We start from the raw sequence: 17,077 nt of genomic DNA, 5'->3' as shown, positions 1-17,077 counted from the left end.
CATAGAGACTCGGCTCCAGGCCCCGGCACACGCCGGGGCCTCAGCCTATGTACGGCTTGCTCGCGCCTTCGAGGAAGTGGCCGATCCGCAGGCGCATTGACCGGTCCATCGGCAGGGAGAGCACCTCGTCCCGCGGTATCCAACGCACCTCACGGGACTCCTCGCTCGGCGTCGGCTCGCCGTCGACGGCTCGGCCGGCCAGCACGATGGAGAACTCCTGCCGGGCCTCGCCGTCGCTGGTGTAGAGGATCACGTGCCTGGGGTCGGTGTACGTCCCGACGAGGTCGGTGATCTCGCACTTGATCCCGGTCTCCTCCAGCGTCTCGCGGACCGCCGCGTCGGGCAGGGACTCCCCGAGGTCGATCGCACCGCCGGGAACGGCCCAGTTGCCGTTGTCACTGCGGCGGATCATCAGGATGTCGCCTGCCTCGTTGGTGACCACGACGTTCACCGAGGGAACCAGGCTGTTAGGCCTGGGCGCGGCGGGGTCATCGTAGAAGTCGATCCGGCGGCCCATGGTCAGGACTCTACTGGTGTGTTCGCGGCTACCGATGCTTCTTGGGAAGTCGTCCGTCGATGTCGCGCAAGACGTCCGCCGCTTGGATCACATCGCTGACTACATGGTCCGGGGAGCATTCATGGTCGGCGTGCGTCCCGCGGTCGATCCAGACCGTACGCAGGCCGGCTGCCCGTCCTCCGTCGATATCCGCGACAGGGTGGTCTCCCACCATCCAACCCCCATCGGCAAGGCTCATCCCGCATCGTCTGGCGGCGATCTCGAACAGGCCGACGTCGGGCTTGCGGATGCCCTCGACGCCTGAGAGCGCGTAGCCGTCGACGACATCGACCAGGCCTGTCCGCTGGATCTTGCCGAGCTGGTTGTCCGCCGTACCGTTGGTGACGATTCCAACGCGCCATCCAGACGCGCGTAGACCTGCCAGCGTGGCCTTGACCTCGGGGCGGCACTCGACGAGATGGGGCATCCGCCGGCGGTAGGCGGCCCACAGCTCCGTTGCCGGAGCGGACAGCTTGAACCGCTCGCGCACCTTGGTGAAGAACAGCTCGCGGTGGGGCAGGCCGTTGCGGTCCAGCTTGACCAGGTGGTCGACGGCCTTCCGGCTGAGCCGATGCTCCTCGGCGAACTCCTCCGCCCACAGCAGGAAGGCGGCGTCCAGGTCGATGAGTGTGTTGTCCAGGTCGAAGAGCGCCAATCGCTGCACGAGGCCCGATCCTAGGCGGGGCCGGCTTCGCCCTGTAGCCCCGTGCTCCGGCCGCCGGCCGATGCTGTGGGATCGGTGCCGCGGCCCACTGGGAAGAGAGACGACCTGCGGAAACGCTCCAAGATCCATCCCACGCATATCCCACAGCCGCTGACATACGGCTGCCCACCGTGGCACACGGCTGCATGGAACCGGATGGAGGGAAGACGCGAACGCCCAGGTCAAGGGCGTGATCGCTGGTCAGAAGAGTGCCCCCGGCATGATTCGAACATGCGACACCCGCTTTAGGAGAGCGGTGCTCTATCCCCTGAGCTACGGAGGCAGGGACTCCCTCCAAGGGTAGCGAAAGTTCGGCGTGCGTGCGCGCCGGGTGGGCGGGTGGCGGGCGAAGGGCGCGTCATCCCTTCGCTGAGCTGCGGTAAAAGCGTGGCAAGTGGCGGCGTGGCCGCGTGGCGGGCCTGGCTATTGTCACGCTGCGTGATCGAACGGCGACCTGTTCGCAGCCGGGAGCGTCGCGCGCTGCGGCCGTTGGTGCTCTGCGGGGCGATGCTGGCTCCCGCGCTTCTCGCCACCGGGCTGCTGGTGGCCGACCTCACCGGGTACGGCGAGGCCGTCCGGGACGCCGGCGTCGGCGGGGTGCCTGAGGGGGGCGTCATCGCGGCTCTGCCGTACGTGGTCGTCCCCGTTCCGGACGCGGCCTTCGGGCCGAGGTGGGTGCCTCCTCCACCTCGGCCCGACCGGGTGTACGAGGGGTGGATGCCGGGGGTCGTGGTGGCCCGGCCGCGCCGCCCGGTGGAGGTCGCCAGGGAGCCCAGGACGCGTCTGACGGCCCCCAGGGTGGCCGTTCCGAGGGACGAGCGTACGGCGGAGCCCACCGAGACGCCGCGGCCGGAGGCCGAGCCGACGCCCGAGGTGTCGGGGACGCCGCGGCCGGAGAGCGCGGACGCCGTGTTCGAGTGTCCGAAGGAGTGGTGGGGGACCTGGTTGTGGGAGGTGTGCGAGGAACAGGAGCGGGAGGGTGCTTGAGGCAGCAGGCTGACAAAAGGTGAGTTCCGCGCATAACGGCTGCACCGTCTCTGGCTCGGACACTTGGGGAGCTGTAGTAACGTGCGTGCCTGACCCAGGTCACGAGTTCGCAAACGGAGGGGTCGTAAAGTGCCACCTCGTCGATCAGCGGGTCTGATCGCCGTTGTCGCGACCATGACCTCCCTCATCCCCGGGGCCGCCGAGGCACGATCCGGACCGCCGGCCTCCGCCCAGGAGCAGTCGAGGTCCCCGATCTCCGCCCAGGCCCAGCCGGGTTCTCCGGTTTACGCTCAGGCCCAGTCTGGGTCCCTGGTCTCCGCCCAGGCCCAGGCGGGATTCCCGGCCTCCGCCGAACTGCGCCGTGACCCGACGAGCCTCCTGGAGCTGCGCCGCGAGGCCGAGAAGGCGACCAAGGAGCTGGAAGACGCCACGAAGGCGCTCCGGGACCGGCAGGCCAAGATCCGGGCCTCGGAGAAGGAGCTGTCGAACAAGCTGCGCGAGCTCCAGGCCGCCGACCGCGCCTTCGCCCAGATGCGGCAGCCGCTGTCGGACATCGTCGGCCTGCTCTACCAGCAGCCCACCGGCGGGGACCTGGCCGGTTTCCTGTCCGGGGAGACGAACGACGCGACGTTGCAGGCCATGGCCGACGTCACCCAGATCGTGGCCGAACGGGATCTCATTCTGGCGGAGAGCAGCCGCCTGCAGGCCGAGCGCGAGAAGCTGGCCGCCCAGGCCCAGGAGCTGCGGGCCGACAGGCTGCTGTCCGAGGCGCAGGCGAACGCCGAGATCGAGGCGCTCCGGGCCCGGTCCGGAAAGATCGTGAAGTCGCTGACCCAGGCGCTGGTGAAGCTGGGCGTCAAGGTCGACAAGTCGGGCCAGCCGGCCCAGGGATGCAACCCGGTCCAGGTGGGCATGTCGGACCAGTTCTCCAACGGGCTGATCCCCAAGGCATACCTCTGCCCGCTCCCGCAGCCCGGCAGCGAGCTGCGCGGGGACGCGGCGCTCGCGTTCATCAGCATGAACGAGGCGTACAAGAAGCAGTTCGGCAAGCCGATGTGCGTGACCGACAGCTACCGGAGCCTCGCCGAGCAGCAGTCGGTCTACTACCGCCGCCCGGGCTTCGCGGCCGTCCCGGGGCGGAGCAACCACGGTCTCGGCCTCGCCGTCGACCTGTGCGGCGGGGTGCAGCAGTTCCGGTCGCCCCAGTTCAACTGGGTGGAGGCCAACAGCAAGAAGTACGGGTGGTTCCACCCGAAGTGGGCCTACGTGAGCCCCTTCGAGCCCTGGCACTGGGAGTACGACCCCAAGCTCGGGTCGCTGCTGTGACGTCCTCCCCGGCCCTCCCGTCTTCCTCGGTTTTCCCGGCTCTCCCGGGCTGGGCGGAGGACCGGCCGGTCTGGGCCGGCCCTGTCATCCGCGCGGGCCGATGGTGATCGACAGGTGGCCGCCCGCCTGAGCCGAGGCCAGCCTGACGGCCTGCTCGGCGGTGGTGGCCAGCACGACCAGTGCACCGTGATCTGACCGGTCGCCGAGACCGGCCAGGACGGTGACCCCTTCGGCCACGACCCGGGCCGGGACCGCGCCCTCCCAGGTGGCGGAGGCGGCGAGGACGTTGACGACATCGCCGGTCGACAGCAGCCGGGCAGCCTCGGAGTCGGCGACGCGGACCGGCGTGGCGACCGTTCCCGGGCCGTGCGCGGCGAGCAGGCCCGGACCGAGGAGGCGGACGTCGGTGATGGGCTCCCCCCGGCGGGCCGGCCCGGCCAGCACCTTCCCGGCGACCGGAACGCCGGGCCGGAGCGCGCCGTCGGGGACCGTCCCCGGCCGGAAGGCGGCCGTGGTGACGTCGCGCGCCGTCAGCACGCCTCCGGAAAGGTTCTTGGCCGCCACCAGGACGGTCACCGAGGCGGTCTCCGGCCGCAGCGCGACGACGGCGCAGGCGGCGGCCAGGGCGGCGACGGCGGTGGCGGCGAGGCGGTGGTAGCGGCCGAGAAGGCGGCGGAACGCGCGCATGACGGACTCCATCGTGAGAGTTGGAAGAGCCGGGTGGCGCGGTACCCGTGATGGCAGCGTCCCGCCGTACAGCGGGGCCGTACGGCGGAGACGGTGTTTTCCGCCGGCACCGTGCGGTTCCGGCGACCTCTCGGCCGTCACCGCACGGCGGCGATGGTCACTCGGGGAGGTCGAAGGGGAGTTTGAGGCCGTCGAGGGCGCTGGAGCACGGGCAGGCGCGCTCCTCCGGGAGGGCGGTGACGACCTCGGTGACGAGGGAGCGCATGCGCTCGACGTTGGCGGCGAAGAAGGCCAGGACCTCCTCGTGGGTGACGCCCTCGCCTGCTTCGACCCCGGCGTCATGGTCGGTGACCAGGGACAGCGAGGTGTAGCACATGGCCAGCTCGCGGGCGAGGATCGACTCGGGGAAGCCGGTCATGCCGACGATCGTCCACCCGTTGGAGCTGAACCAGCGGGACTCCGCGCGGGTGGAGAACCGGGGGCCCTCGATGACCACGAGGGTGCCGCCGTCGACCAGATCCCACTGGGCGGAGCGGGCGGTGGAGACGGCCGCCGCGCGCCCGGCCGGGCAGTAGGGGTCGGCGAAGGCGACGTGCACGACGCCGTCGGCGTCGTAGTACGTCTGGACGCGGCCAGAGGTGCGGTCGACGAGCTGGTCGGGGACGACCAGGGCGCCGGGACCCACCTCGGGGCGCAGGGAGCCGACCGCACTGGGGGCCAGGACCTGGCGGACGCCGAGGGAGCGCAGGGCCCACAGATTGGCGCGGTAGGGAATGAGGTGGGGAGCGAAACGGTGGTCGCGACCGTGGCGGGGGAGGAAGGCGACCGTGCGGGAGCCGATGCGGCCGACGGTGATGACGTCGCTGGGCGGGCCGTAGGGCGTGGAGACCTCGACCTCGGTGGCGTCGTCGAGCAGGGAGTAGAAGCCGGAGCCGCCGATGACCCCGATTTCCGCGCGAGTGACCATGGCGCCGAGACTAGCGCGGCCGGCGGCCCGGCGATGAGGCCGGACCGTGCCTGTGGACAACGGGCGGGCGCCGAGCCGCGCCTGTGGACGACTGCCGCGGGTCCGCTCCCGGGTGGGAGCGGACGGGCTCAGGCGGCGGGGGCCGAGCTGCTCGCCGGGGTGGAGGCGGTGCTCTTCGACTCGGACGAGGAGCCGGACGGCTTCGACTCGCCGGACGAGCTCGACGACCCCGAGGAGTCCGAGGAGTTCGACGACCCGGAGGAGCTCGACGAACTGGAGGAACCCACGGTGCTGGAGGAGGAGGACCGGCTGTCGGTCCGGTAGAAGCCGGAGCCCTTGAAGACGATGCCGACCGCCGAGAACACCTTGCGGAGCTGGCCGGAGCAGGACGGGCACTCGGTCAGGGCGTCATCCGAGAACTTCTGGACGATCTCGAACTCGTTGCCGCACGTGTTGCAGGCGTACTGGTAAGTGGGCACGCGCTCCTCCTCGTTGGTTCACGCCGGTTGGCACTCTACAGACGCGACTGCTAATGGTATTCGGCTGACAGGGGTGAACGCGAGTCGGGCCCTTGCCATTCCGTCGGTCAGCGAAGGCACCCGCTGGTCAGGGAAGGCGTCGGCCGGTCAGCGAAGCACCCGCCGGCCACGAAGGCGCCAGCCGGTCGGCGAAGGTGCCGACTGGTCAGCGAAGGCATCGGCCGGCCAGGGAAGGCATCGGCCGGCCAGGGAAGGCGTCATTCGAACAGGGAAGGCGTCGGCCGGTCATGGAGGTGCCGACTGGTCAGGGAAGGCGTCGGCCCGTCAGTGCCCGAGCTCGCCGAACCAGCCCGCCAGCTTGCCCCGGCGGCTGATCGCCCTGATCCGCCGCTCGACCGGGTCGCGGCAGGCGGCGGTGGTCACGACCAGGAGCTGGTCGTCCACCTTGATCCTGGTGGTGTCGGTGGGCACGAACGTCCGGCCGTCCCTGACGATCAGCGTGACCTGGGCGTCGGTGGGCAGCCGGAGCTCGAAGATCTCCACACCCTGCAGCTTGGAGGTCGGCGGGACCTTTATCTGCAGCAGGTCGGCGTTGAGCTCCTCCAGCGGCGCCGACTCCACTTCGAGGTCCTGCGCCTCGTCCACCCTGGACAGCCCGAGCCGCGTGGCCACGAATGGCAGCGTCGGCCCCTGGATCAGGGTGTAGACGACCACGATGACGAACACCTCGTTGAACACGAGCTTGGCGGATCCGTCGCCGGCCGTGCTCGCCGCCCAGGGGATGGTGGCGAGCACGACGGGGACCGCGCCGCGCAGTCCCGCCCACGACAGGAAGGCCTGCTCGCGCCAGTTGAGCCGGTCCACCCGGGCGATCCGTACCAGGAAGGAGCAGACCACGATCGACAGCGGCCGGGCCACCGCGACCAGGATGAGCCCGGCCACCAACCCCGGGACGATCGCCGACGGCATCTCCGAGGGACTGGCCAGCAACCCCAGCATGACGAACAGGCCGATCTGCGCGAGCCAGGCCACTCCTTCGGCGAACCCCCGGGTGGCGGCGCGGTGCGGCATCCGGGAGTTGCCCATGATCAGCGCGGCGAGGTAGACCGCGAGGAAGCCGCTGCCGCCCAGGTGGACGGCTCCGGAGTAGGCGACGAACGCCAGGGCGAGCACGGCGATCGGGTACAGACCGGAGGCCGGCAGCGCGATCCGGCGCAGCGCGTACACGCCCAGGGGGCCGACCGCCAGACCGACGGCGGCGCCCACCGTCAGCTCGACGACCACCTCCAGCAGCGCGTGCCCCAGCGAGGGCGAGCGCGCAGTGCTCAGCAGCATCACCGCGATGACGGCGGGGGCGTCGTTGAATCCGGACTCGGCCTCCAGGGTGCCCGCCAGGTGGCGCGGCAGCGGCAGCCGGCGCAGGACGGAGAAGACCGCCGCGGCGTCGGTCGAGGCGAGCACCGCGCCGATGATCAGGGAGGTGCGCAGGTCCAGCTGGAGCAGCAGGTGTACCGGTACGGCGACGGCCACGATGCTCACTCCCACGCCGACGGTGGCGAGCACCGCCGCGAGGGGAACCGTCTTTTTGACGTGGTTCCAGTTGGTGGTCAGGCCGCCCTCGGCGAGGATGACGGCCAGGGCGATCAGCCCTATCTGCTGGGCGAGCTGCGGGTTCTCGAACTGCAGGCCCAGGCCGGACTCGCCGACGAGCAGACCGATGCCGAGGAAGATGAGGAGGCTGGGCAGGCCGGTGCGGTGGGCGACGCGCACCGCGACGATGGCCGCGATCACCACGCCGGCGCCCAGAAGAAGCCAGACGTCGACGTTCATCTGGCCCCCTCTCCTACCTCGGCGACCATTCTGTCGTATTCGGCCCACTGCTCCGGCTCACCCGTTCGGGGCGAGCCGTACCGCACGTCCGGGCGCACGCTTCACCCGGTCCCCTCGACGCGCGGCCGTACGTCGCTTCGGCCCCTCGGCTCTCTGCCGTACGGCTCCCCGCCAGGCGGACGGTTCCCCGGCATGCGGCCGTACGGCTCATCCGGCCAGGCGGATGGCGGCTGTACGGCGCTTCGGCCTCTCGGCTCTCTGCCGTACGGCTCACCCCATCAGACGGGCGATTCCCCGGCGTGCGGCGCTTCGGCCTCTCGCCTCCCTGCCGTACGGCTCCCCACCAGGCGAACGGTTTCCCGGTGCGGGGCCGTACGGCTCATCCCGCCAGGCGGACGATCCCCTCCGGGGTGGCCGCGTAGCGGACCGGCACGTCGTGCGGCTCGGCCGGCACGCCGTCCATCAGCTCACCCTCGTGCAGCAGCGCGACCGTCGGCACGTTCGGGCCGACCCGGGCCAGCGCGCGGTCGTAGGATCCGCCGCCGCGGCCGAGCCGTACGCCGGTCGCGCGGTCCACGGCCAGCGCGGGCACGATGACCAGGGCGGCGGTGCGGATCGCGTCGACGCCGCGCCGGGTGTCGACCGGCTCCATGATCCCGAAGCGGCCGGGGGCGAGGGTGTCGGGGCCGTCGTACACCGCCCAGTCGAGGTCGTCGTCGTCGCGCAGCACCGGCAGCATCACGGTCGCGCCGTGCTTCCACAGCGCGAAGACGAGGCCGTGGGTCTCGGGCTCGGCGCCGATCGACCAGTAACAGGCGACCAATCCGGCCATCTGCACCCAGGGCTGGTCGAGCAGGGCATCCCTGATCCGGACGGAGGCCGCGTGCCGCGCGTCGCCGGGAACGGCGGCCCGCGCGCTCTCGATGACCGACCGCAGCCTCGACTTGTCCACAGACGCCTCCGTTATGGTTTCGGTTATGACCGACTTCCATTCTGTGACCAAAGCCGTAGTCCCCGCCGCGGGGCTGGGCACGCGCTTCCTGCCCGCGACCAAGGCGACCCCCAAGGAGATGCTCCCGATCGTCGACAAGCCGGCGATCCAGTATGTCGTGGAGGAGGCCGTCTCCGCCGGTCTGCTGGACGTGCTGATGGTGACCGGGAAGAACAAGCGTTCTATCGAGGACCATTTCGACCGGGCGATCGAACTTGAGGACGTGCTGGAGGCCAAGGGCGACGACGAGCGCCTGTCCAAGGTGCGTGAGCCCGCCGACCTTGCGACCATCCACTATGTGCGGCAGGGCGAGCCGCGCGGCCTCGGCCACGCGGTGCTCTGCGCCAAGCAGCACGTGGGTGACCACCCGTTCGCCTGCCTGCTCGGTGACGACCTGATCGACCAGCGTGACGAGCTGCTCAAGCGGATGATCGAGGTGCGCCAGACCCACGGCGGCAGCGTCATCGCGCTGATGGAGGTGCCCCAGGAGCAGGTGTCCCTGTACGGTTGCGCCGCCATCGAGCCCACCTCCGACGACGACGTGGTGCGGGTGACGGACCTGGTGGAGAAGCCGCCGGCGGACGAGGCGCCGTCCAACTGGGCCATCATCGGCCGCTACGTGCTCGACCCGGCCGTGTTCGAGGTTCTGGAGAACACCGGGCCCGGCCGCGGCGGCGAGATCCAGCTCACCGACGCGCTGCGCACCCTGGCGGGCCGCGGCGAGGACGAGGGCGGCCCGGTCCACGGCGTGCTGTTCCGCGGCCGCCGCTACGACACCGGCGACAAGCTCGAATACCTGCGCACGGTGGTGAAGTTCGCCGCGGACCGGCCCGACCTCGGACCGGACTTCCTGCCCTGGCTGAAGGAATTCCTGGCGTCTCGATGAACCATCCCATGAGAACGGTCGACGACCACCTCTCCGACATCCTGCGGACCGTGCGGACGCTCGCGCCGCTGGAGGTCGACCTCGACCAGGCGCTGGGCACCACCCTCGCCGAGGAGGTCACCTCCCCGGTGCCACTGCCGTCGTTCGACAACTCGGCCATGGACGGCTACGCCGTACGGGCCGAGGACCTCGCGACGGTGCCGGCGAAGCTGCAGGTGCTCGGTGACATCGCGGCCGGCGCCGGCCAGACGCTCGCCGTCGGCCCCGGCACGGCCGTACGGATCATGACCGGAGCCCCGGTGCCGCCGGGCGCCGACACCGTGATCCCGGTCGAGTGGACCGACGGCGGCACCGTCGAAGTGCGGATCGACCGGCAGGCGCCGGAGGGCAACGCCATCCGCCGCGCGGGCGAGGACGTCTCCGCGGGTCAGGCCGTACTGCCGGTGGGCACGCCCATCGGACCGGCGCAGCTCGGCATCCTCGCCGGGGTCGGCCGCCGCCGGGTGCTGGTACGGCCCCGCCCCCGGGTCGTGGTGATCTCCACCGGCGCCGAGCTGGTGGAACCCGGCGCGCCGCTGGAGGCCGGGCAGCTGTGGGAGTCCAACAGCTACACCCTGGCCGCCGCCGTCCAGCAGGCCGGCGGGGAGGGCTACCGCGCCGGGATCGTGGCCGACGACCCCGCCCGGTTCCTCGACCAGCTCGACGCCCAGTTGCTGCGGGCCGACGCGGTGATCACCAGCGGCGGCGTCTCGATGGGCGCCTACGAGCCCGTCAAGGAGGCGCTCTCGCCGCTCGGCACGGTCCGTTTCGAACGCGTCGCGATGCAGCCGGGCATGCCGCAGGGGTTCGGCGTCGTGGGTCAGGACCAGATCCCGATCTTCGCGCTGCCCGGCAATCCGGTGTCGTCCTTCGTGTCGTTCATGCTGTTCGTCCGGCCCGCGCTCCTGAAGATGCGCGGCCTGGCCGCCGGGCCTCCGTACAGCGTTCGGGGGGTGACCACCGCGCCGCTGCGCTCGCCGCAGGGCAGGCGGTCCTACCTGCGCGCCGTGCTCGGCCACGACGGCACGGTCACGCCGGTCCGGGGGCAGGGCTCGCACCAGCTCGCCGCCCTCGCCTCGGCCAACGCCCTGATCGCGGTCCCCGAGGACGTCACCGAGCTGCCCGAGGGATCGAATGTGGAGGTCATCCCGCTGTGAGCGGATTCACACACATCGACGAGACCGGCGCGGCCCGCATGGTCGACGTCTCGGCCAAGGACGTCTCCGCCCGTACGGCCACCGCCACCGGCAAGGTGCTGTTGTCGGCCGAGGCGGTCGCGCTGCTGCGGTCGGGGGAGGTCCCCAAGGGTGACGCGCTCGGCACCGCCCGGATCGCGGGGATCATGGGCGCCAAGCGCACCCCCGACTTGATCCCGCTCTGCCATCCGATCGCCCTGCACGGCGTGAAGGTCGACCTGGCGGTGACCGACGACGGGGTGGAGATCACCGCGCGGGTGAAGACCGCCGACCGCACCGGCGTCGAGATGGAGGCGCTGACCGCGGTCTCCGTCGCGGCGCTCGCGCTGATCGACATGGTCAAGGCGGTGGACCCGGCGGCGGTGATCACCGACGTGCGGGTGGAGGAGAAGACGGGCGGCAAGACCGGGGTCTGGACCCGCCCGTGACCGGCCGCCTTGAGCAGACGCGGATGAGGACCGGGTGATCGGGTGAGGGCTTTGGTGATCACGGCGTCCAACCGGGCCGCCGCGGGGGTGTACGAGGACAGGTCCGGCAGGCTGCTCGCCGAGCTGCTGGCCGAGGCCGGGTGCGAGGTGACGGGCCCGCGGGTGGTGCCCGACGGCGAGCCGGTCGAGGAGGCGCTGCGGGCCGGGGTGGCCGAGGGTCACGACGTGATCGTCACCACCGGCGGCACCGGCCTGACACCCGCCGACCTGACCCCGGAGATGACGCGCCGCGTGCTCGACCGGGAGGTCCCCGGCATCGCCGAGGCCATCCGCCAGTCCTCCCGCGACAGGGTGCCCACCTCGATCCTGTCCCGGGGGCTCGCCGGGCAGGCCGGGAACACCCTGGTCGTCAACCTGCCGGGCTCCTCGGGCGGGGTCCGCGACGGCATGGCCGTACTCGCGCCGATCCTCAGGCACGTCGTGGACCAGATCCGCGGGGGAGACCACCCACGCTGACCGTGCCGGCCCGGGGGACCCCGCCGCTACTGGGGGGGACTCCGCCGGTATGGGGGGGGACCCCGCCGGTACGGCGGGCGGCGCGCCGGGGGCGGAGGCCGGAAACCGGGGCCGGGGCCTGGTTCTCGGGACCGGGACCGGGGCCGGCCCGGGGCTGTTCCGGCCGTGCCGGGGCCGTTCGGGTCGGGCGGGCCGCTTGGGCGGGCCGGGGTTGCTCGGGTCGGCCGAGGCCGTTCGGAGCGGACCGGGACTGCTCGGACGGTCCGGGGCTGCTCGGGCCGGTTCAGGGCCGTTCGGGCGGGCCGGTGCCGCTCGGGCCGAGCCGGGGAAGAGAGTCCGTGGCACGGTGGCACGCCTTGGGAGGATGATGGAAGGCGTGGATCGACTACGTGGCTGGCCGGTGACCCTGACGGAAGGACCCGTGGGGCTTCGGCCGTTGCGGCTGAGGGATGTGCGCGTCTGGCGCGAGTCGCGGCTGCGCAATGCCGACTGGCTACGTCCCTGGGAGCCGAGCAACCCCGAGACGCCCCTGTTCCGCACGGGGCTCGGCCCCTACGTGTCGATGACCGCCACGCTGCGCCGGGAGGCCAGGCAGGGACTGGCGCTTCCCTGGGTCGTCACCTACCGGGGGGCGTTCGCCGGGCAGCTGACCGTCGGCGCGATCGTCTGGGGGTCGGCCAGGTCCGCGCAGGTCGGCTACTGGGTGGACAGCGCCGTGGCGGGCCGGGGCATCATCCCCACCGCCGTGGCCATGGCCGTCGACCACTGTTTCTTCACCACCGGCCTGCACCGCATCGAGGCGAATATCCGTCCGGAAAATCACGCGAGTCGTAGAGTGGTTGAAAAGCTCGGTTTCCGGGAAGAGGGCATCAGACGTCGGCAATTGCACATTGACGGTGCCTGGCGTGACCATATTTGTTATGCGCTGACCGTTGAGGATGTGCCCAGAGGGCTGCTGACCAGGTGGCGCAGGGACCGCGAGGCGGCGGCGCACGGAGGCGCTCCGCACGAAGAGGTTTGAAGATCTCGCGACACACCGCATCGAATACTCGTCAAATAGTGACACGCGGTCTTACGGTGCGTGACGTGAGCACATCGAGAGCGCCAGCGGACCAGCGGCGCTTTCGTGCTGCCCGGAGGTGGCCGTGAGCGGGAGCGTCCTTCTCTATCTGGCCATCGTGGTGATGTGGCTGTGCGTGCTCGTGCCCATGTGGTTGCGCCGTGACCGGCCCGCCTACACCGATACCGAATCCGGCGCTGACGCCGATGCCGACGGCGTGGCGGACGTCGATGCCGACGCCGTCACCGTCGCCGAGCCGTACGGCACGGCCGCGCGGGTGTCCGATGATGGGGACGGGGGCGGTGACACGCGCGCCGAGCCCCCCGCCGACGCGGATGATGTGGCCGGTGACACCTCCTCCGCAGCGCCCGGCCACCGGCTCCCGCGGTCCGCGGCCGAGCGCCGGCGCGCCGAACGGCGGCGCAGGGCCGCCCAGGTGGCCAAGCGCAGGCGGCTGACGCTGTGGTGCGTGCTGCTGCTCCTCGCCTCCGTGGTGACGGCCGCGACCGGGGTGATCCCCTGGTGGGGGATAACCCCCTCGGTCGTCCTCCTGGCCGGTTACCTGATGGTCCTGCGGACCGCCGTGAGGGTCGACGCCGAACGGCGCAGAGCCGCCGCCCTGGCCAGGGCGGAGCGTGCCAGGCGCGCCCGCCGGCGCGCCGAGCTGGAGGTCCGGCGGCCGGTGGCGGAGGTCATCGACCTCACCGCGCTGCGCGACGAACTGTTCGACCAGTACGCCGAGACACCGCGCCGCGCGGTCGGCGACTGACGTCCGTCGGTGGGGCGTCCACCGGAGACCTCGCCCGTTCCCGATTCCGGTTCCGGTTCCGGTTCCGGTTCCGGCATGCTTCCATCGGCCCCCGGTCCGGTCAGGACGTTCGGTTCACCGGCCCCGGTCAGGACGTTCGGCTCACCGGCTCCGGCCAGAACGGGTTCCGGCCGATGAAACCCAGCAGTCTGGTCTGGACATCCGCGTCATCGGGCACCCTGATCCGGGCGCCGTACTGGCCGGAGGAGCGAAGGACCTGCTCTATCTCTTCCATCCCGGCGAGGAGCCGGGCGCAGAAGCCGGGGTCCAGCCGGTCGTCCTGGCCGGTGGCCCTGGACAGGTCCCAGGTGTGCATGAACACGTCGGCGGTGTAGAACTGATCGATCGCGGTGTCCAGCGGCAGGCTGCCGATGTGCGGATTGGTGAGTTTCCGGTGCGCGGTCTCCGGGTCGTCCAGCACCGCCTGCACACCGTCGCGGTGCGTCTGCCACGCGGCGACCGGGTCCTCATCCACCGACGGTCCGCGGGGCAGGTCGACGTCGGCGCCGGAGGCGAGGAGCCCGGGCAGCCATTCGACGAGGTGACGCACGACGTCGCGGGCGGTCCAGCCGGCGACCGGGGACGGCGCGTCCCAGGACCGGGTGCCGCGGACCCGGTCGGTGAACAGTCCGGCGATCTGCCGGTGCCGCTCGGCCGGGTGTTCAGACAGTGCCATCGATGAGCATCCTCTCCAGCTTCGCGTGACCTTCGCCGACACCGACCTCCATGCCGCCGCGCAGCCACGCGTCACGACTCTCGAAGCTGTCGACCAGCGACTGCGTCCGCAGCCGCGTGCGGCCGTCGCCCAGGTCCTCTAACCACAGCGTCTCCAGCGCGACCCCGTCGGGATCGCCCTCGAACGTGAAGGTCTGCACGATGCGGTCCGGCCGTATCTCGTGGAAACAGCCGTGGAACCCGTACTCCGTGCCCCCGTGCGCCGAGACGTACCGCCAGCTGCCGCCGGTGCGCGCGTCCCAGTGCTCGATCCGGGTGACCGTGGCGTCAGGACCCACCCACCGGGCGAACAGCGCGGGATCGGTGTGGGCGCGGAACAGTTGCCCGGGTGTCGCCGCGAAGTCACGCGTCATCCGGATGACCGGCAGTCTCGGATCGGCTTCGATGGCCGTCTCCATGATCCTGTTCATGCTCGTCTCCCCTCATCTCCGCCAGGACGGCGTCAAGGCGGCGGTAGCGCTGCTCGACGCGGCTCCGGTGGCGCTCGATCCAGGTGTCCATCAGGTCGAATGCCTGGGCCTCCAGGCGCACCGGCCGGGGCTGCGGCCCCGGCGGCCGGCTGACGAGTCCGGCGTCCTCGAGCACCCGCAGGTGCTTGTAGACGGCCTGCAGCGTCATCCGGTACGGCTCGGCCAGCCGGCTCACGGTCGCGTCGCCCTCCGAGAGCCGGGCGACCATGTCACGCCGGGTCGGATCCGCGAGGGCGGCGAAGACCCGGGACAGCGCGTCCGTGCTCATCACCCTCCGGTTTTCAACTCAACGGTTGAAAGAATCATAGGCCGTAGATCATCCATCTATCAACCCCACGGTTGAAAGCCTCGTTCCCCGCCGATGCCGACCGTCTCGGGTCACCGGCTCCGGCACCGTGATGTGGCTCACGCCGAACGACCTGCTCCCGCGCCGTACCGCGCGACCGGTACCCGGCCCGGGTGCCGCTGCCTGCGGCTTCCCGCCGCACCGCGCCGCCTCTTCCCGCCTCCCGCGCGATCCCCTCGATCTACCCGCACTCGGGTGGCGCGAGCGGCTCCAGAAGTTTGCTAACCTAGTGCAGGTCTTGGGGATGTAGCGCAGTCCGGTAGCGCACTTCGTTCGCATCGAAGGGGTCAGGGGTTCGAATCCCCTCATCTCCACCAAGGTGAAGGGCCCGGTTCCAGCTTGTGGAACCGGGTCTTTTTGTTGCTCAGGATCTATGTGGCAGTTCGACAAGCCATCGATCATGCATGTGGCAGTCGGTTATGCGGTGTGTTGGTCGCCGACGGACACACGGATCTTTGATCTGAGGCGGTCAAGGGTGTCGCAGGTCATATGCAATGCGTTCGACAACGTTGCTCAGCACGCGCAGGCGCATGTGGTCTGTTTCGGTCGTGCAGAAATTTACCGCTCGCTCGGCAGCGGAACGGGCCGCGTCGATGGGAGAAGGACCCAGAGCCTGCTCCAGAAGGACAAGCGCGGCGCTCTTCCGCCACAGCGGCGTCACCTCGTCGGTCGCGCCCGGCGTGGAGCGCGCAAAGATCTGCTTGGCCTGCCGATCGGTCTCGGTGTACAGCCGGGCCAGCCGCGACCGCAGCGCCTCACGTTCGCCGGGCGAGCGCTCGCCGTGCTCCAGCACCCGCAGTGTCTCCTCGCCGAGTGAATCTTCCAAATCGATCGCGGGGGCGGCGAGGGAGACGGCCAGCTTGGTGATGTCGAGCAGTACAGCCGGCGAGGGGGCGGCGAGAATCCGAGCCATCTCCGGCTCGTCCAGGAAGGAGGCGCGCGGATTCCGAAGGGTGGCGGGCACGAGGGGGTTGGGCAGTGGGTCGGTGACAAGGATCGTGAACTGATCGGAGCGCAGCCACTGCGGGGTGAGGCGCTGCCCGCTGATCGCTTCGCCCAGGGCCAGAACCCGTGCCTTGCGCGCCTGCCCCGGCAGGCCGTCGTGCAGGCCGACCTGACGCAGAAGCCCGTCCAGGGCGGTCGGATCACTGCCTGAGCGCTGCCTGATGTCCAGCAAGCCGAAGGACGTGACGACCCGGCCGTCGACGGCGTAAGCCACCTCGTTGTCCCACTCGCCGTTCCAGAACACACTGAAGGCACATCCGCCGACCGACAGAGGCTCCAGGACCGCGGAGCGCACTCCCTGGAATCCGCTGGGTTCCAGGGCGATCGTCCATTCGCCCGTCGTGGTGAGCTCGACCAGTTCCTCTCCGTGCTCCTCCTCCAGATCCTCGAGTTCGTCGAGCGTGGCCCACGACCCTGTTCCGGGAGCCGCGCCGAAGCAGTGGGCGACCTCTTCCAAGTCGTTGTTCTTACACCAGGTCACGCACACTTGGCCGTCAGGGAAACCCGCTTCGAGAAGTTCGGCGTATCGCGCATGGATCGGATCCATGGGGCGCTCCTTTGCGTGTGGCATGGCAGGGGGCAACGATCCGGGAGCTGTCGGAGACGCATCCGTCGTATTAGTCAACGGTGGGGAAGACGACGGACGGCGACTGACCCATACTGCGATCAAGCCCGAGACGGTGAGAAGTTAAGGCATCGCTCGCCAGGCGGTGGCCATGCTACGCGAGGAGGGGCAGATGATCACCTTGTTGCAACGTGGAGACTTCGCGACCGGCGAGGAGAACTGGCCCGCGGAGGGCTGATCAGAGTCAGCGAAAAGTCAGCGGACCCGCTGACACGAGGACGTGGCCGAGATCATCAGACGGCACCGACGCGGCACCTGACGACACCGGATGGCACCCGATGAGCCCACCCGGCATGCCTCACCAGTGTTCGCATCGAAGGGGTCAAGGGTTCGAATCCCCTCATCTCCACCAGGATGGAAGGCCCGGCTCTAGAACATGGAGCCGGGCCTTCGTCGTCCTGGAGGGAGTAGAGCCGGTCGGCGGAGAGGGCGCCCTG

General features: G+C 70.6%; 19 protein-coding genes, 2 tRNA genes and 1 pseudogene. 10 read left to right on the top strand and 12 right to left on the bottom strand.

Features of this window, described 5'->3' with window-relative positions; genetic code table 11:
* Nucleotides 1-40 precede the first annotated feature (40 nt).
* The 3 genes from ACQP10_RS34105 to ACQP10_RS34095 all read right to left on the bottom strand — a co-directional run bounded on the left by ACQP10_RS34105 (nucleotide 41) and on the right by ACQP10_RS34095 (nucleotide 1,542).
* Complete coding sequence (locus tag ACQP10_RS34105; RefSeq protein WP_433540376.1) at nucleotides 41-517, bottom strand: NUDIX hydrolase; 477 nt, start codon at nucleotides 515-517, stop codon at nucleotides 41-43.
* Nucleotides 518-545: 28 nt separating this feature from the next.
* Nucleotides 546-1,220, bottom strand: a complete 675-nt coding sequence (locus tag ACQP10_RS34100) for an HAD family hydrolase (protein ID WP_433540375.1) — start codon at nucleotides 1,218-1,220, stop codon at nucleotides 546-548.
* A 249-nt stretch (nucleotides 1,221-1,469) separates the two neighbouring features.
* Nucleotides 1,470-1,542 (bottom strand) — tRNA-Arg (locus ACQP10_RS34095).
* A gap of 155 nt (nucleotides 1,543-1,697) precedes the next feature.
* On the opposite strand from ACQP10_RS34095, the gene ACQP10_RS34090 reads away from it, so the two are divergent.
* Together ACQP10_RS34090 and ACQP10_RS34085 are read left to right on the top strand one after the other, a co-directional pair.
* On the top strand, nucleotides 1,698-2,246 hold the full coding sequence (locus ACQP10_RS34090) for a hypothetical protein (RefSeq protein ID WP_346018864.1): 549 nt from the start codon (nucleotides 1,698-1,700) through the stop codon (nucleotides 2,244-2,246).
* A gap of 174 nt (nucleotides 2,247-2,420) precedes the next feature.
* Nucleotides 2,421-3,572 carry a D-alanyl-D-alanine carboxypeptidase family protein gene (locus tag ACQP10_RS34085; protein ID WP_433540374.1) on the top strand — a complete coding sequence of 384 codons (1,152 nt, stop codon included), beginning with the start codon at nucleotides 2,421-2,423 and terminating at the stop codon, nucleotides 3,570-3,572.
* Between the two features lie 84 nt (nucleotides 3,573-3,656).
* Here the strand turns inward: ACQP10_RS34085 and ACQP10_RS34080 are convergent, their stop codons facing one another.
* Together ACQP10_RS34080 and ACQP10_RS34075 are read right to left on the bottom strand one after the other, a co-directional pair.
* The gene (locus tag ACQP10_RS34080) at nucleotides 3,657-4,259 is read right to left on the bottom strand and encodes a flagellar biosynthesis protein FlgA (RefSeq protein WP_433540373.1); all 603 of its coding nucleotides are present in this window, start codon (nucleotides 4,257-4,259) and stop codon (nucleotides 3,657-3,659) included.
* A gap of 157 nt (nucleotides 4,260-4,416) precedes the next feature.
* The gene (locus ACQP10_RS34075) at nucleotides 4,417-5,226 is read right to left on the bottom strand and encodes an S-methyl-5'-thioadenosine phosphorylase (protein WP_189246378.1); all 810 of its coding nucleotides are present in this window, start codon (nucleotides 5,224-5,226) and stop codon (nucleotides 4,417-4,419) included.
* Between the two features lie 168 nt (nucleotides 5,227-5,394).
* Here ACQP10_RS34075 and ACQP10_RS34070 point away from each other — a divergent pair, with 168 nt between their 5' ends.
* A complete protein-coding gene (locus ACQP10_RS34070) occupies nucleotides 5,395-5,550 on the top strand; it encodes a hypothetical protein (protein WP_376770526.1) in 156 nt (51 codons plus the stop codon).
* A 14-nt stretch (nucleotides 5,551-5,564) separates the two neighbouring features.
* Here ACQP10_RS34070 and ACQP10_RS34065 read toward each other — a convergent pair.
* The 3 genes and pseudogenes from ACQP10_RS34065 to ACQP10_RS34055 form a co-directional block, all read right to left on the bottom strand.
* Nucleotides 5,565-5,705 (bottom strand): annotated as a pseudogene (locus tag ACQP10_RS34065) (FmdB family zinc ribbon protein); the annotation flags it as partial.
* Nucleotides 5,706-6,029: 324 nt separating this feature from the next.
* The gene (locus ACQP10_RS34060) at nucleotides 6,030-7,535 is read right to left on the bottom strand and encodes a potassium/proton antiporter (RefSeq protein WP_346018867.1); all 1,506 of its coding nucleotides are present in this window, start codon (nucleotides 7,533-7,535) and stop codon (nucleotides 6,030-6,032) included.
* Nucleotides 7,536-7,914: 379 nt separating this feature from the next.
* Nucleotides 7,915-8,487 (bottom strand): 5-formyltetrahydrofolate cyclo-ligase, encoded by a 573-nt coding sequence (locus ACQP10_RS34055; protein ID WP_433540372.1) that lies wholly within the window; start codon nucleotides 8,485-8,487, stop codon nucleotides 7,915-7,917.
* A 25-nt stretch (nucleotides 8,488-8,512) separates the two neighbouring features.
* Here ACQP10_RS34055 and galU point away from each other — a divergent pair, with 25 nt between their 5' ends.
* From galU to sepX, 6 genes are all read left to right on the top strand, one after another.
* Nucleotides 8,513-9,412: a UTP--glucose-1-phosphate uridylyltransferase GalU gene (gene galU / locus ACQP10_RS34050; protein WP_179825733.1), complete on the top strand. Its 900-nt coding sequence runs from the start codon at nucleotides 8,513-8,515 to the stop codon at nucleotides 9,410-9,412.
* Nucleotides 9,413-9,420: 8 nt separating this feature from the next.
* Nucleotides 9,421-10,608: a molybdotransferase-like divisome protein Glp gene (glp, locus tag ACQP10_RS34045; protein WP_433540371.1), complete on the top strand. Its 1,188-nt coding sequence runs from the start codon at nucleotides 9,421-9,423 to the stop codon at nucleotides 10,606-10,608.
* A complete protein-coding gene (gene moaC / locus ACQP10_RS34040) occupies nucleotides 10,605-11,075 on the top strand; it encodes a cyclic pyranopterin monophosphate synthase MoaC (protein WP_179825729.1) in 471 nt (156 codons plus the stop codon). The genes glp and moaC overlap by 4 nt, the downstream gene beginning before the upstream one ends.
* Nucleotides 11,076-11,117: 42 nt before the next feature.
* Nucleotides 11,118-11,591, top strand: a complete 474-nt coding sequence (locus ACQP10_RS34035) for a MogA/MoaB family molybdenum cofactor biosynthesis protein (protein WP_346018870.1) — start codon at nucleotides 11,118-11,120, stop codon at nucleotides 11,589-11,591.
* 367 nt (nucleotides 11,592-11,958) lie between these two features.
* Nucleotides 11,959-12,612 carry a GNAT family N-acetyltransferase gene (locus ACQP10_RS34030; protein ID WP_179825727.1) on the top strand — a complete coding sequence of 218 codons (654 nt, stop codon included), beginning with the start codon at nucleotides 11,959-11,961 and terminating at the stop codon, nucleotides 12,610-12,612.
* A 124-nt stretch (nucleotides 12,613-12,736) separates the two neighbouring features.
* The gene (sepX, locus tag ACQP10_RS34025; protein ID WP_386151200.1) at nucleotides 12,737-13,420 is read left to right on the top strand and encodes a divisome protein SepX/GlpR; all 684 of its coding nucleotides are present in this window, start codon (nucleotides 12,737-12,739) and stop codon (nucleotides 13,418-13,420) included.
* A 127-nt stretch (nucleotides 13,421-13,547) separates the two neighbouring features.
* On the opposite strand, the gene ACQP10_RS34020 is transcribed toward sepX, so the two are convergent.
* The 3 genes from ACQP10_RS34020 to ACQP10_RS34010 are packed head-to-tail and all read right to left on the bottom strand — an operon-like array spanning nucleotide 13,548 to nucleotide 14,932.
* Nucleotides 13,548-14,135 (bottom strand): TIGR03086 family metal-binding protein, encoded by a 588-nt coding sequence (locus ACQP10_RS34020; protein ID WP_346018873.1) that lies wholly within the window; start codon nucleotides 14,133-14,135, stop codon nucleotides 13,548-13,550.
* Complete coding sequence (locus ACQP10_RS34015) at nucleotides 14,122-14,604, bottom strand: SRPBCC domain-containing protein (RefSeq protein WP_433540370.1); 483 nt, start codon at nucleotides 14,602-14,604, stop codon at nucleotides 14,122-14,124. The genes ACQP10_RS34020 and ACQP10_RS34015 overlap by 14 nt, the downstream gene beginning before the upstream one ends.
* Nucleotides 14,537-14,932 (bottom strand): ArsR/SmtB family transcription factor, encoded by a 396-nt coding sequence (locus tag ACQP10_RS34010; protein ID WP_346018875.1) that lies wholly within the window; start codon nucleotides 14,930-14,932, stop codon nucleotides 14,537-14,539. Before ACQP10_RS34010 ends, ACQP10_RS34015 begins: the two co-directional genes overlap by 68 nt.
* Before the next feature lie 318 nt (nucleotides 14,933-15,250).
* On the opposite strand from ACQP10_RS34010, the gene ACQP10_RS34005 reads away from it, so the two are divergent.
* A tRNA-Ala gene (locus ACQP10_RS34005) sits at nucleotides 15,251-15,327 on the top strand.
* Nucleotides 15,328-15,479: 152 nt separating this feature from the next.
* Here the strand turns inward: ACQP10_RS34005 and ACQP10_RS34000 are convergent.
* Complete coding sequence (locus ACQP10_RS34000; protein ID WP_433540369.1) at nucleotides 15,480-16,562, bottom strand: DUF6461 domain-containing protein; 1,083 nt, start codon at nucleotides 16,560-16,562, stop codon at nucleotides 15,480-15,482.
* Between the last annotated feature and the right edge of the window lie 515 nt (nucleotides 16,563-17,077).

The organism is Streptosporangium sandarakinum, assembly GCF_050942225.1.
In the GTDB taxonomy this organism is placed as follows: domain Bacteria; phylum Actinomycetota; class Actinomycetes; order Streptosporangiales; family Streptosporangiaceae; genus Streptosporangium; species Streptosporangium nondiastaticum.
The sequence above is the reverse complement of the archived record's forward strand: the minus strand, read 5'-3'. Positions and strand labels throughout refer to the sequence as shown.